Here is a 13,932-nt window from a genome sequence, read left to right as displayed (position 1 = left end):
TGACATGAACCCCCTACACCATTCGTTGGTCGTCAGAATCGTCGCGTTACTGCTGATCATCGGTAGCATGGCCATCGCCAGCATCAGCGCGACCATTGTGATCGCCCAACGTAGCCAGGGCGACGCCGAAGCGATTAACGTGGCCGGCTCGCTCAGGTTGTACAGCGCGCAAATCAGCCAGACGCTTCAGCAGCCGTCGACCACCAACAGCAACGCACGCCAGGCTGCGATTGACCGAGCCACGGCACGCTTTTCCGAACGGCTGGCAAGCCCTGCTTTAACTGACCGGGCGGGTGTTTCGTTAACGGATCAGGCCGAGCAGTCACTCACTTCATTGACCACCCAATGGCAGCGCGATATCACCCCGCTGATCGAACGTGCACGAGACGGCGACGGTGGCGACGTTCGACTTGCGATCGACAGTCTCGATGGTTATATCGCCGATATCGACCACTTTGTCACTCTTCTGGAAGACCATAGCCAGGACAAGATCCGCTTTCTGACCCAGCTGCAGATGGGAAGCTTGGTATTGATTGGCCTGCTCTTGACCGCAGCGCTCTACGACCTTCGCGCCCATTTTATCAAGCCACTACGGCGATTAATGCGGCTCAGCCGTGAAGTGGGCAAGCGCAATTTTGGCTACCGTGCGCCGGCTCATTCCAAAGATGAGCTGGGTCAGCTGGGCCAAACGTTCAACCAGATGGCTGCGGAACTTGGCGACAGCTACCAGGAACTCGAGTCCCGGGTGTTCAGCAAGCAGGCAGAACTCAAGCGCCATAACCGGGCGCTGCAAATTATTCATGACGGCAGCCGAGCGCTTTATGGCGGTGGCAACGACCTTTGCTCAAGCGCCGCCCCGATGCTCCGTGAACTGGAGGCCTTATTGGCCATTGGCCCCATGTCCCTGTCTCTGCATAATTCCCACGACAACAGCGATATGGAAATTCTTGCCACCCACTCGCTTGAACGCCCTCGTTATTGCCGCGACCTGGCCTGTGTGGCCTGTCTGGAGCCCGCTCAGCCTATCGGTTTGGGTGATACGACTCACGACCCTGCTTTGCGCGTCGATAGCCATACTCATCAGTTGCAACTACCCATTACTGCTGGGCATTTAACCCTAGGGTATTTGACTGTTAGCTATACCAGCCCTATCAGCGATACCACCCACCAACTGCTCAACACGCTATGCGGGCAACTGGCCACCGCTATATACCTGCAGCAGCGAATCGAAGAGCAACAGCAGCTATCGCTGATCAAGGAACGCACCATCATCGCCCGTGAACTGCATGATTCACTGGCCCAATCGCTGTCTTATCTCAAGATGCAGGTAGCCCGGCTCGAGCGCATGCAGGCCAAGGCAGTGCCCGTTGAGCAACAAAGCAACGTGATGAGCGATTTACGTGATGGCTTGAACAGCGCCTATCGCCAACTGCGTGAGCTATTGAGCACGTTCCGGCTGTCACTGGATAAACCGGGCCTGCAGGCGGCACTGCAACATACCGTCGATGAATTCAGCGAGCGGCTGGGTTTTCCAGTAGCCTTTAGCTATGCCGTACCGCCCCATTTGCTCAGCGCTAACGAAGACGTGCACATCTTACAAATCACCCGTGAAGCGCTAGCCAATACGCTCAAACACGCCAACGCCCAATGGGCCAGTGTCAGCTTGACCTTTGAGCAGGCCGAACTGCGTCTGACCATCGAGGACGACGGTGTTGGACTCAAGCAAGCCGAGTCGCCGCCCATGCATTTCGGGCTGGTGATCATGCGCGATCGGGCCAGCCATATTAACGGCACATTGACCTTTCATAACCGCCCCACAGGCGGAACCGGCGTTTATCTGTGTTTTACGCCCCAGGCCAACCGACTCATCAAGGAAGCGCGCTTATGAGCACTCCCAACTCCGCTGCGGACCCGATCGCCACCATCATTGTCATAGACGATCACCCGCTACTGCGCCGCGGCGTCCGCCAGCTGTTGGACATGGAGGATGATCTGCAGCTGATTTACGAGACCGGCTCGCCGCAGGAGGGAATCCAGCAGGCCGTTGCGCTCGAGCCGGACATGCTGCTGCTCGATATGAACATGCCCGACATGAGCGGCCTGGAAACCCTCCAGCACCTTCGCGATGCGGGCTACGGCGGTCGAATAATCATGTACACGGTCTCGGATCAGGAGGGTGACGTGGTCGATGCGCTGCGCGGCGGCGCCGACGGCTATTTGCTCAAGGATATGGAACCCGAAGATATGGTCCACCAACTGCGCCAGGCCGCCAAGGGACGTATGGCGATCAGCGAGAACCTGACCGCCCTGCTGGCTCAGGCGCTGCGCAACCAGCGCGGCGCTTCGCCAGCGCCTTCATCGGCATCCTTGACCCAGCGCGAGAAGGAAATACTGCGTGAACTGTCGGCGGGAATGTCCAACAAGCTGATTGCCCGCAAACTGGGTATTACTGAAGGTACGGTCAAGGTCCACGTTAAGCACCTGCTAAAAAAGCTTCACCTTCGCTCGCGGGTAGAGGCCGCCGTTTGGGCTGTGCAGGAAGGGATAAGCTAAACCGGTTCTATGTGGTTACCCCTAAATACCTAGCGGCAAATTTTGATCCTGCACCCACACCGCCTACACATAAAAATAACTCATAAAAACAATGCTTTAACTTAAATAACTCGCTACCTCCTTAGAGGTAGTTGGCCGTTAACACCCCTCTATTCCCCCGTTTTCTCGGATCAAGCCAAGGCGTATCTTGCAAGGCACTGCGCTTTGCAGCACTTGCGTCCAAAGGGGGTAGCGAATGGCCAAACACAATGCCGACATAGAACACTGGGACGTTGAGGATCCGCAATTCTGGGATCAGCAGGGCAAGCGAACCGCCACTCGAAACTTGTGGATTTCCATTCCCAGTCTCCTGCTTGGCTTTGCCGTCTGGATGATGTGGGGAATGATCACCACCCAGATGCTAAACCTGGGGTTCCCCTTTTCGAACGATCAGCTTTTCACTCTCACCGCCATCGCCGGGTTGGCAGGGGCCACGCTGCGGATCCCTGCATCATTTATGATCCGCATTGCCGGCGGTCGCAATACCATCTTTTTAACCACCGCGCTGTTGATCATACCGGCGGCCGGCACCGGTTTTGCGCTGATGAACCCGCAAACGCCTTTCTGGGTGTTTCAGGCACTTGCACTGCTTTCCGGCATTGGCGGGGGGAATTTCGCCTGCTCGATGAGCAATATTTCCAACTTCTTCCCCAAACAGCAGCAAGGCTATGCGCTAGGCATGAATGCCGGGCTGGGTAATTTTGGCGTGACCACCATGCAGATTCTCGTGCCACTGGTCATGACGGTCGGCCTGTTCGGCGCGCTGGCAGGCGAGCCCATGGCGCTGGAAAGTGCGAGCGGCACGCTCATCGGTCGCATTGAGGCTGGCACCGATACCTGGATTCAAAACGCCGGTTTTGTATGGCTATTGTTTCTTGTACCGCTGGCAATCGCCGGCTGGTTTGGAATGAACAACCTTCGCCCTATCACCCCCAACCCGGGCAACCCTCTGCAGGCATTCGCCAAGATTCTGGGGCTATACGCGGTGGGCATCCTGACATCCATCGCGGGCGTCCTGGCACTCGGGTATATCAATATGTGGTTTGCCCTGCCCCTGACGATTGTAGTCACGCTGGCGCTGTTGCGGCTGCTGCCGGGCGATATCAAGCCGGCGATCACAAAACAGTTCGGTATTTTCTCCAACAAGCACACCTGGTCGATGACGGTGCTTTACATCCTCACCTTTGGCTCTTTTATCGGGTTTTCGGCCGCGCTCCCCCTCTCGATCAACATTATTTTCGGCAACATGATGGACGTCGCCGCTGACGGCAGCATGACCCGTGTCACCAACCCCGATGCACCGAGCGCGCTGACCTGGTCATGGATAGGCGCCTTTGTCGGGGCACTGATTCGCCCGGTGGGCGGCTGGATATCCGACAAGGTCGGCGGCTCGATTGTCACCCAGGTGATCTCGGCCATCATGGTGGTGGCTTCCATTGCCTGCGGCTATGTGATGATGCTGGCCTACAACGCCACCGATCCAAATCAGTTCTTTTGGATATTCCTATTGCTATTCATTGTGCTTTTCGCCGCCAGTGGTATCGGCAATGGTTCGACCTTTCGCAGCATCGGGGTGATTTTCGACGCCCAGCAGAAAGGACCGGTACTCGGCTGGACCTCGGCTATCGCCGCCTACGGCGCGTTTATAGCGCCGCGGGTGATTGGCGATCAAATCAAAGCGGGCACACCGGAACTGGCGATGTATGGCTTTGCCGTGTTCTATGCCATTTGCCTGATCGTTAACTGGTGGTTTTATCTTCGCAAAAACGCCTACGTCAAAAACCCGTAGACCTAAAGCCCTGCCCGCCTAGCGACTAACGCCACCCCAATGTCAAGAGAGGCCAACATGGCGTCAAAACGTTTTCAACAAACCTCGGTGCTGATCGCCAACACCTTTGCCTTCACCATGTGCTTCATGGTGTGGACGATGTTTGGCGAAATAGGCGTGCCGATTGCAGAAGAACTTAACCTGAATGGCACTCAGTTCGGCATCCTGACCGCCGTCCCCATCCTGACCGGCGCACTATCACGCCTGCCCCTGGGCGCAATGACCGACCAATACGGCGGCCGACCGGTGTTTTTTATTATCCTGCTGCTGATTATACCCGCCGTATGGCTCGTTCAATTCGCCACTCAGTACTGGCAACTTCTTACGCTAGGGGCATTTATCGGCCTTGCTGGCGGGGCCTTTTCAGTAGGTATCACCTATACCGCCAAGTGGTTTGAAAGCGATCGCCAGGGGCTTGCCATGGGCATCTTTGGTGCCGGTAACGCGGGGGCGGCGGTGACCAAGTTTATCGCCCCGACGGTGATTGTGATGCTCGGCTGGCAGGCGGTGCCGAATATTTACGCGGCGATCATGCTGGTCACCGCAATCCTCTTCTGGTGTTTCACCTTCACCAATCCGGCCCACCGCAGCCCTGGAAAAGCACCCCTGCGCGAGCAGATCAAAATCCTCAACGATCCTAAAGTGTGGAAGTACTGCCAGTACTATTCGCTCGTATTTGGCGGCTATGTCGGCGTGTCGCTTTGGCTCACACGCTATTACATGTCCGAATACGGCTTTGGTATTCAGTTGGCGGCGGTGATCGCCACCATTTTCGTGCTGCCGTCCGGAGTCATCCGCGCCTTCGGTGGCTGGCTTTCCGACCGCTTCGGTGCCCATAACGTTACCTGGACGTGCCTTTGGGCCAGCCTGATTGCCTTGTTTATCATGTCCTACCCGGAAACACGCTATAGCATTGAAGCGGCGGGTGGCGCAGGTCGTGTGGAGTTCGGCTTCGGCATACCAGTATGGCTGTTTACCGTAGCGTTGTTTGTGGTGGGTATCGCATGGGGCATTGGCAAGGCGTCGGTATTCAAATACCTCTCCAACGAGTACCACGAAAACCTCGGGCTTGTTTCCGGCATTGTCGGGCTGGCGGGTGGGTTGGGCGGGTTTTTCCTGCCCATCATGTTTGGTGCCCTGGTAGATATAACCGGTGTTGCCACCACGGTGTGGATGCTGTGTTTCGGTATTACGCTGGTGTCGATCATCTGGATGTGGTGGACAGAGCGACGCTCACCGGTAATCACACGCAGTACATCGTCAGGCGCAAAGGCCGAACAAGGGGTAACGAGCGAGGGATAAAGCTGAGAAGGTAGTGCGAGGAGGCTGGTTGAAAGACAACCCAAAATAAAATAACGGGGCTGAAATGGAGGCGGCCCCAAAAGCCACATCCCGGCACACGCATCCACCACTACCGTTGCTCCCTTCCGGGCCTGGCGGGGTTTGCAGTTTAGCGTTGCGGGAGGACCTAAGGGGCCACCATAACAGCTGACTCATTTGCGAGTCTGCCTACGCTGAGTGGTGGCTACGCCCTGATTTGAACAGGGGACCCCATCATTATGAGTGATGTGCTCTAACCAACTGAGCTACGTAGCCTTTCCGACATCAGCGGAGACGCATTGTGCCTATCTTAACGGCAAAAGGCAAGCCGTTATCGACCTGCCTTTTGCTCCAAGCACCTTTTATTGCAATGCGTTACGCACAGCTTCTTCAGCAGGCTCGCCATCGATCGTTTCCACGCCGGCTAACCACTCGCCTAGCAGCTCATCATTTTCCTGCAGGTAAGCACGCGCGGCATCACGGGGGTCTTCACCATCGTCCATGATTTCGCCCATCAACTGATTTTCCATTTCGAGTGTGAACGTCATGTTGTTGAGCAGTTCACCAACATTAGGGCACTCTTCCGCGTAACCACCACGGGTGTTGGTATACACCGTCGCACCACCCAGGTCAGGGCCAAAGTAATCGTCAGCCCCTTCAAGATACGCCATGTCAAAGTTGGTATTCATGGGGTGTGGCTCCCAACCCAGAAATACCATCCAATCTTCATTGGGTACCCGCGCTGTCAGTTCGGCCAGCATGCCGGCTTCACTGGAATCGACCAACTGCCAATCGCCAAGGCCGAAAGCATCGTCATCGATCATTTGCTGGATCAATTCGTTGCCATCGTTGCCTGCTTCAATACCATGCAGTTGCTGGTCAAACTGGTCGGCATGCTCTGCCAGGTCTTCGACCGACGTGACGCCTGCATCGTAAACATACTGCGGCACGGCCAGGGTGTATTTGGCACCTTCTAAATTGGCCGTTAACCGATCAACTGTGCCTTTTTCAACGTAAGGGTCACTGATTGAGGCCATTGACGGCATCCAGTTGCCCAAAAAGACATCAAAGTCACCGTTTTCCATGCCCGAGTACGCGATGGGTACCGATACGGTATCCACTCGTGCCTCGTAGCCCATACCTTCAAGCACTTCGCTGGCAAGCGCTGTGGTCGCAGTGATGTCGGTCCAGCCTACCTCGGCGAAGCGAACAGTGCTGCATTCGTTAGCCATCGCCAGTGAAGGAAGTCCCGCCGTGACGACCATCGCCCCCATCATACCAATATGTGTTTTCTTCATTCAGCGTCCCCTTTTCATCAGATTATCGATCACCCGCTCCGCATTCATATCGCAGCGGCAGCTAACATCTTTTTGTTGATTGAACGTTCAATAAAAAGATGCCATCATTGTTAGGTAATCATGCCTAAAGTCGTTTTTCAAGGTAATGGGTGAATAGGCATTCAACGCGACAGGAGACAGCCATGCCTAAAGTGGGAATGGAACCAATACGCCGCGAGCAATTAATTAACGCCACCATGGCGGCTATTGACGAAGTTGGATTGGCGGAAGCCACTGTCATGCGGATTGCCCGCCACGCGGGGGTGTCAGCAGGTATTATCAGCCATTACTTTGGCGGCAAGGATGGACTGCTGGAAGCTACCATGCGGCAAATTTTGACCGACCTCAACCACGCTATTTCAGTGCGTCGCCAAGCGTTGGAAGACCAGACGCCACGCGCCCACATTGGTGCCATTATTGAAGGCAACTTTGACCGCACTCAGGTGACCGGCCCGGCCGCCAAGACCTGGCTTGCCTTCTGGGCCAGCAGCATGCACAAGCCGACACTGCAACGCCTGCAGAATGTCAATGACCGCCGCCTGTACACCAATTTATGCCACCAATTTCGCCAGATAATGCCGAGGTCTGATGCTCGCAACGCGGCTCGGGGTCTGGCCGCCATGATCGACGGCTTGTGGTTGCGCGGCGCACTTACACCAGAAGGCCTGGACGCCAACGAAGCCCGCCACCTGGCCCACACCTACCTTGACCAACTACTTGCTCACCATGGGTGCCAACAACCTGCATCCATGATCGAATCTTATTAAGGAGACCACCATGGCTACTCATGATGTACTGCCTCTTTTCATTAATGGTCGCCCGGTTGATGCCACCTCAGGCGATACGTTTACCATCACCAATCCTTTCGATGGCAGCCTGCTGGCAACGGTCGGTCAGGCAAGCCAGGCCGACGTTGATAGCGCCGTTGAAGCGGCCCGCGAAGGCCAGCGCAAGTGGGCCGCCATGACCGGCATGGAACGCGCACGCATCATGCTGCGTGCCGTTGCGCTGTTAAGAGAGCGTAATGACGAGCTGGCTGAACTGGAAACTCGCAATACCGGCAAGCCAATCAGCGAAACCGCAAGCGTCGATATCGTCACCGGTGCCGATGCGCTGGAGTACTATGCGGGCCTCGCCCCAGCTATCGAGGGCAGCCAGATTCCACTGCGGGATAGCTCGTTCGTCTACACCCGCCGCGAACCGCTGGGTGTGATCGGTGCCATCGGCGCCTGGAACTACCCGATTCAGATCGCCTGTTGGAAAGCCGCCCCGGCACTGGCCGCGGGTAACGCGATTGTCTTCAAGCCCAGTGAAGTCACGCCGCTCACGACGGTGAAGCTTGCCGAAATCTTCACCGAGGCGGGTCTCCCCGACGGCGTGTTCAACGTCGTCCAGGGTGACGGCCGCGTGGGCGCCATGCTGACCGGGCATAAAGGTATCGACAAGGTATCGTTTACCGGTGAAGCCGGTACCGGCAAGAAGGTCATGTCAGCAGCGGCCGAATCGACGCTCAAAGACGTCACCATGGAACTGGGCGGCAAATCGCCGCTGCTGGTCTTTGCCGATGCCGATCTGGACCGCGCTGCCGATGCTGCCATGATGGCCAACTTCTATTCCTCCGGCCAAATCTGTACCAACGGCACCCGCGTGTTTGTGGAACGCAGCGTCAAAGACGCCTTTGAGGCCAAACTGGTCGAGCGCGTCAAGCGTATCAAGGCGGGCGACCCCATGGATTCGGCTATCAATTTCGGCCCGCTGGTCAGCTTCGAGCACCAGGAGAAAGTGCTCTCCTACATTGCTCTCGGCAAAACCGAAGGCGCACGCGTCCTGGTGGGCGGCGAGGACTGGAACAGCGGCAGCTGGGCCAACGGTGCCTGGGCGGCGCCGACGGTCTTCACCGACTGCACCGATGACATGCGCATCGTCAAGGAAGAGATCTTTGGCCCGGTGATGTCGGTACTCGCCTTTGATGACGAGGAAGAGGTGGTTCGCCGCGCCAATGACACCACCTACGGCCTCGCCGCCGGTGTCTTCAGCGAAAGCCTGAACCGCGCCCACCGGGTGATCCATCAGTTGGAAGCCGGTATCTGCTGGGTCAATACCTGGGGCGAATCGCCCTCCGAAATGCCAGTTGGCGGCTATAAAGAATCGGGCATTGGCCGCGAAAATGGGGTCGAGACGCTCAACCACTATACCCAGACCAAGTCTGTACAGATCGAGATGGGGCCGTTTGAGTCTGTGTTTTAACTGTTTTCAACACACGAACTCATGAACCAAGGGCCTGGGGGTGGCCAAGCTACCCCCAGAGTCGCACCCTCCCCCTATAAGTCCCGGTGAATCAGTATGTCTCAACCACGTGAATTTGATTACATCATTATCGGTGCAGGTTCCGCAGGCAATGTGCTTGCGACTCGCCTAACTGAAGACAGTGACGTCAGCGTGCTGCTGCTGGAAGCAGGCGGCCCAGACTATCGCTTTGACTTCCGAACCCAAATGCCCGCTGCCCTGGCCTACCCGCTGCAGGGCAAGCGCTACAACTGGGCATTTGAAACCGACCCCGAACCGCATATGGACGGCCGCCGCATGGAATGTGGCCGCGGCAAGGGCCTGGGCGGCTCCTCGCTGATCAACGGCATGTGCTATATCCGCGGCAATGCGCTGGATTACGACAACTGGGCCAAGCAACCGGGTCTTGAAGACTGGGACTATTTAAGCTGTTTGCCCTACTTCAAAAAAAGCGAAAGCCGCGATATCGGACCAAATGACTATCACGGCGGCGAAGGGCCGGTCAGCGTCACGACGCCCAAGGCGGGCAATAACCCGCTTTACCACACCTTTATCGAGGCCGGAAAGCAGGCAGGCTACCCTGAGACCGACGACGTCAACGGCTATCAGCAAGAAGGTTTTGGTCCCATGGACCGCTTTGTGACGCCTAACGGCCGCCGAGCGTCGACGGCACGTGGCTACCTGGATACCGCCAAGCAGCGCGAAAATCTGACCATCGAAACTCATGCGGTAACCGATGTAATCGAGTTCGAGGGTAAGCGTGCAGTGGGCGTGCGCTATGAGCGAAAAGGCGAGAAACAGCAGGCCTACGTTCGTCGTGAAGTGCTGCTGTGTGGCGGTGCTATCGCCTCACCGCAGATTCTTCAGCGCTCGGGGATTGGCAACCCGGAATTGCTTAAAGAGCTCGATATCGAGACAATTCACGACCTGCCCGGTGTCGGTGAAAACCTCCAGGACCATCTGGAGATGTACATCCAGTACGAATGCAAAGAGCCTATTTCGCTCTATCCGGCGCTCAAATGGTACAACCAGCCGAAGATTGGTGCCGAGTGGCTGTTCAAGGGCACCGGCGTGGGCGCCAGCAATCAGTTTGAATCCTGCGGCTTTATCCGCAGCCGCGATGAGGAAGAGTGGCCCAACCTGCAGTACCACTTCCTGCCCATCGCGATCAGCTACAACGGTAAAAGCGCGGTGCAGGCCCACGGCTTCCAGGCTCATGTCGGCTCCATGCGCTCGGAAAGCCGCGGCCGCATTCGCCTGACCTCGAAAGATCCCCATGCGGCGCCAAGCATCCTGTTCAACTACATGGCCAAGGACAAAGACTGGCAAGAGTTCCGCGATGCCATTCGCCTGACCCGCGACATCATCGCTCAGCCAGCCTTTGACCCATACCGTGGCCGCGAGATCGCACCCGGCCCGGCTGTTCAGTCGGATGCCGAACTCGATGCCTTTGTCAAACAGCACGCCGAAACCGCCTATCACCCCTGTGGTAGCTGCCGGATGGGCAACGACGAAATGGCAGTCACGGATGGCCAGGGCCGCGTCCATGGCATTGACGGCTTGCGCGTGGTCGATGCGTCCTTGTTCCCGGTGATTCCCACCGGCAACCTGAATGCCCCCACCATCATGCTGGCCGAAAAGATCGCCGACCGGATTCGTGAACGTGAGCCCCTGCCCCGGGCCAACGTCGACTATTACGTCGCCAACGGCGCACCAGCCAAACGCCACTGAACCAAGTCTGGTTAGCAAAACTCTAAAACGTCGTAGCCCAGCGCTGCGACGTTTTTTTATGTCCCTTTAACGCATCGAAATACTTGCACTGGGTGGCGCAGGTCTGCCAATATTCAAACATCTGTTTAAATCTGTGCATTATTAACCATATCGTATCCTTCAACACTATCCCTCAACATATGGAGAGGCACTATGCTCACCCTACTACTGATCGTGCTGGCGGCTGTTGGCCTGCTCGCGGTGATGCGCCGCGAAGCCGGTGCGACCGCCGCCCTGGTCGTGCTTGCCGTGCTGGGTCTTGTTGGCCTGGTGTTCGATGCCGCCGTCATTGGCGTGCTCTTACTGCTGGGCGCCGCCGCTGTGGCCATTGCCGGGCTTCCTGCGCTACGCCGCCAGTGGCTTACCCCGCGGCTGTTTGCAATGTTCAAGAAAGTCGCGCCCAAAGTCTCTGACACAGAGCGCACTGCGTTGGAAGCGGGCACTGTCTCCTGGGATGGCGAGCTGTTTTCCGGCAAGCCCCAATGGAACAAGCTGCTCAACTTTAAAGACGAAGGCCTGCGTGAAGACGAGCAAGCCTTTCTCGACAACCAGTGCGCAAAAGCCGCCGGCATGTGTAATGCCTGGGATATCGCCATTGAGCGCGCGGACCTTCCCCAGCAATTGTGGGATTACCTGAAAAAAGAAGGCTTCTTCGGCATGATCATTCCGAAGGAGTACGGCGGCCTGGGCTTCTCGGCCAAGGCCCAGTCCATGGTGCTGCAAAAGCTCTCCGCCAATGAAACGCTGATGGTTACCGTCGGTGTGCCCAACTCGTTGGGCCCAGGCGAGCTACTGCTCAAATATGGTACTCAGGAGCAGAAAGATCACTACCTGCCGCGCCTGTCCGATGGCCGTGAGATTCCCTGCTTTGGCCTGACAGGCCCGCGTGCCGGTTCAGACGCTACCTCGCTGCCGGACACCGGCGTCGTGTGCAAGCAAATGGTCAACGGTGAAGAAGTCCTCGGCCTGCGGCTCAACTTTGAAAAGCGCTGGATCACCCTGGCGCCCATTGCCACCGTTGTCGGTCTTGCCTTCAGGCTGTTTGATCCCGAGAACCTGCTCGGCGATGAAGAAGACCGCGGCATTACCCTGGCGTTGATTCCCCGCGATACCGACGGTATGGAGATTGGTCGTCGCCACCATCCGATCGGCAGCCCGTTTATGAATGGTCCGATCAAGGGTAAGGACGTTTTTGTCCCGCTGGATACGATCATCGGCGGCCCCGACATGATCGGCCAGGGTTGGCGCATGCTGGTCGAGTGTCTTTCCATCGGCCGTTGTATTACGCTTCCCTCAGGCGCCACCGGCACGGCGCGCTATGCGTTGGGCTGGAGCGGCGGCTTCACCCGCGTGCGCCGTCAGTTCAACGTGCCCGTGGCGGAAATGGAAGGCGTGCAGGAACCTCTGGCGCGCATGGCAGCCCTCGGGTACATCGCCCAGGCAACGGTCTATCAAACCGCCAACCTGATCGACCATGGCGAAAAGCCCGCAGTCCCCTCGGCGATTCTGAAAAGCCAACTGACCGAATTCCAGCGCGATATTCTTGCCGATGCCATGGACGTACATGGCGGTAAGGCGGTCACTCTGGGCCCACGCAACTACCTGGGTATTGGCTACAGCGCCAATCCGGTGGCGATCACCGTGGAAGGCGCCAACATCATGACCCGCAACCTGATGATCTTCGGTCAGGGAGCTATCCGCTGCCATCCCTATGTGCTTGAGGAGCTAGCCGCGAAGGACGCCAACGATATCAAGGCATTCGACAAGGCGTTCTTCAGCCATGCGGGACTCATCTTTGGCAACGCGGCCCGCGCCTTCACCCTGGGCTTCGGCATCGGCAAACCCAATGTGCCGTTCGACGGCCCGGCGGCCGCCTACGCCCAGGACATTGCCCGCCTCTCGGCAGGCTTCGGACTGTGCGCCGATGCGGCCATGGCAAGCCTCGGATCGGCCTTGAAGAAACGTGAAATGCTCTCCGCCCGTCTTGGCGATGTGCTTTCCAACCTCTACCTGGCCTCGATGGTACTCAAGCAATGGCAAGCGGGTGACAAGGTGGAAGGCGAAGAAGCCCTGCTGCATTACAGCTGTCGTTTCCTGCTCCAGCGGGCTGAACAGGCCTTTGTCGAGATTTTCGATAACCTGCCCAACCGGGCGCTGGGCAAGACGCTGAAAGTGATCGTCATGCCGACCGGTCGCCGCTGGGACAAGCCCCACGATGACGATGCGCGGGATATCGCCAAGCGCGTCTCCACCCACAGCGCATTGCGTACCAAGCTGTTGCACAATACCTGGGACGCCGACGACGGCGAACAGCGCAACCCGCTCGCCCGCTATAACGCGCTGCTGGTGGACTACGAGCGTGCTGAGGCAATCTATCGCACGGTCAACAAAGCCTATGCCAAGGGTGAACTGCCGCAGACGGCACTGCATCCTGAAGCACGGGTGGAAGCGGCATTGGAAGGCCGTCTAATTAGCGAAGAAGACGCCCAGTTCATGCGTGAATTCGAAGCTGAGGTATTGGAAATGCTCACTGTAGACGATTTCCCTTACGAAACCTTTGCTACCGACAAGTCGACGCTGATTGATCACAATGCCAAGCCGCAGTCGACACAAGCATCTGAGACGACAGACAGCATTAAATAGCCACTCGCTCGCACCAACCTTCAACCGGCCTCCCTGAGGCCGGTTTTTTTTGACCCTAGACTTTCGTTTAATTTTCGATTTTTCATCCAAAAACTGCAAACGAAAGCAGATAAAGGCATTGCAGGTTCGAAAACGATCAACTAGGATTTCGTAAAC

The 13,932-nt window shown here is 57.2% G+C and carries 9 protein-coding genes, 1 tRNA gene and 1 other RNA gene; 8 read left to right on the top strand and 3 right to left on the bottom strand.

What is annotated here, in order from left to right; all coding sequences use genetic code 11:
• Positions 1-4 precede the first annotated feature (4 nt).
• The 4 genes from R3F64_RS02165 to R3F64_RS02150 all read left to right on the top strand — a co-directional run bounded on the left by R3F64_RS02165 (position 5) and on the right by R3F64_RS02150 (position 5,722).
• A complete protein-coding gene (locus R3F64_RS02165; RefSeq protein WP_085918685.1) occupies positions 5-1,888 on the top strand; it encodes a HAMP domain-containing protein in 1,884 nt (627 codons plus the stop codon).
• On the top strand, positions 1,885-2,553 hold the full coding sequence (gene narL, locus R3F64_RS02160; RefSeq protein ID WP_085918686.1) for a two-component system response regulator NarL: 669 nt from the start codon (positions 1,885-1,887) through the stop codon (positions 2,551-2,553). Before R3F64_RS02165 ends, narL begins: the two co-directional genes overlap by 4 nt.
• A 235-nt stretch (positions 2,554-2,788) precedes the next feature.
• Entirely contained in the window at positions 2,789-4,381 is a 1,593-nt protein-coding gene (locus R3F64_RS02155) for an antiporter (RefSeq protein WP_085918687.1), read from the top strand.
• Positions 4,382-4,438: 57 nt separating this feature from the next.
• Positions 4,439-5,722 carry an MFS transporter gene (locus tag R3F64_RS02150; protein ID WP_332609519.1) on the top strand — a complete coding sequence of 428 codons (1,284 nt, stop codon included), beginning with the start codon at positions 4,439-4,441 and terminating at the stop codon, positions 5,720-5,722.
• Between the two features lie 74 nt (positions 5,723-5,796).
• On the opposite strand, the gene ffs is transcribed toward R3F64_RS02150, so the two are convergent.
• From ffs to R3F64_RS02135, 3 genes are all read right to left on the bottom strand, one after another.
• An RNA gene (gene ffs / locus R3F64_RS02145) (signal recognition particle sRNA small type) lies at positions 5,797-5,893 on the bottom strand.
• Positions 5,894-5,939: 46 nt separating this feature from the next.
• Positions 5,940-6,016, bottom strand: a tRNA-Met gene (locus R3F64_RS02140).
• An 86-nt stretch (positions 6,017-6,102) separates the two neighbouring features.
• Positions 6,103-7,038 carry a choline ABC transporter substrate-binding protein gene (locus tag R3F64_RS02135; RefSeq protein ID WP_199283358.1) on the bottom strand — a complete coding sequence of 312 codons (936 nt, stop codon included), beginning with the start codon at positions 7,036-7,038 and terminating at the stop codon, positions 6,103-6,105.
• Between the two features lie 182 nt (positions 7,039-7,220).
• On the opposite strand from R3F64_RS02135, the gene betI reads away from it, so the two are divergent.
• From betI to R3F64_RS02115, 4 genes are all read left to right on the top strand, one after another.
• A complete protein-coding gene (gene betI, locus R3F64_RS02130; RefSeq protein WP_199283359.1) occupies positions 7,221-7,844 on the top strand; it encodes a transcriptional regulator BetI in 624 nt (207 codons plus the stop codon).
• A gap of 10 nt (positions 7,845-7,854) precedes the next feature.
• Entirely contained in the window at positions 7,855-9,324 is a 1,470-nt protein-coding gene (gene betB / locus R3F64_RS02125) for a betaine-aldehyde dehydrogenase (RefSeq protein WP_264823168.1), read from the top strand.
• A 96-nt stretch (positions 9,325-9,420) separates the two neighbouring features.
• Entirely contained in the window at positions 9,421-11,094 is a 1,674-nt protein-coding gene (gene betA / locus R3F64_RS02120) for a choline dehydrogenase (RefSeq protein ID WP_332609518.1), read from the top strand.
• Between the two features lie 192 nt (positions 11,095-11,286).
• Positions 11,287-13,776: an acyl-CoA dehydrogenase gene (locus R3F64_RS02115; protein ID WP_264823169.1), complete on the top strand. Its 2,490-nt coding sequence runs from the start codon at positions 11,287-11,289 to the stop codon at positions 13,774-13,776.
• The last annotated feature ends 156 nt before the right edge of the window (positions 13,777-13,932 follow it).

Source organism: Halomonas sp. 5021 (assembly GCF_036663435.1).
Taxonomy (GTDB): domain Bacteria; phylum Pseudomonadota; class Gammaproteobacteria; order Pseudomonadales; family Halomonadaceae; genus Vreelandella; species Vreelandella janggokensis.
This window is presented reverse-complemented; position numbering and strand designations above follow the sequence as displayed.

What these genes read in the sequence shown, in the direction of transcription:
- R3F64_RS02165 (WP_085918685.1), top strand. Translation starts at nt 5, where the DNA reads ATGAACCCCCTACACCATTCGTTGGTCGTCAGAATCGTCGCGTTACTG.
- narL (WP_085918686.1), top strand. Translation starts at nt 1,885, where the DNA reads ATGAGCACTCCCAACTCCGCTGCGGACCCGATCGCCACCATCATTGTC.
- R3F64_RS02155 (WP_085918687.1), top strand. Translation starts at nt 2,789, where the DNA reads ATGGCCAAACACAATGCCGACATAGAACACTGGGACGTTGAGGATCCG.
- R3F64_RS02150 (WP_332609519.1), top strand. Translation starts at nt 4,439, where the DNA reads ATGGCGTCAAAACGTTTTCAACAAACCTCGGTGCTGATCGCCAACACC.
- R3F64_RS02135 (WP_199283358.1), bottom strand. Translation starts at nt 7,038, where the DNA reads ATGAAGAAAACACATATTGGTATGATGGGGGCGATGGTCGTCACGGCG.
- betI (WP_199283359.1), top strand. Translation starts at nt 7,221, where the DNA reads ATGCCTAAAGTGGGAATGGAACCAATACGCCGCGAGCAATTAATTAAC.
- betB (WP_264823168.1), top strand. Translation starts at nt 7,855, where the DNA reads ATGGCTACTCATGATGTACTGCCTCTTTTCATTAATGGTCGCCCGGTT.
- betA (WP_332609518.1), top strand. Translation starts at nt 9,421, where the DNA reads ATGTCTCAACCACGTGAATTTGATTACATCATTATCGGTGCAGGTTCC.
- R3F64_RS02115 (WP_264823169.1), top strand. Translation starts at nt 11,287, where the DNA reads ATGCTCACCCTACTACTGATCGTGCTGGCGGCTGTTGGCCTGCTCGCG.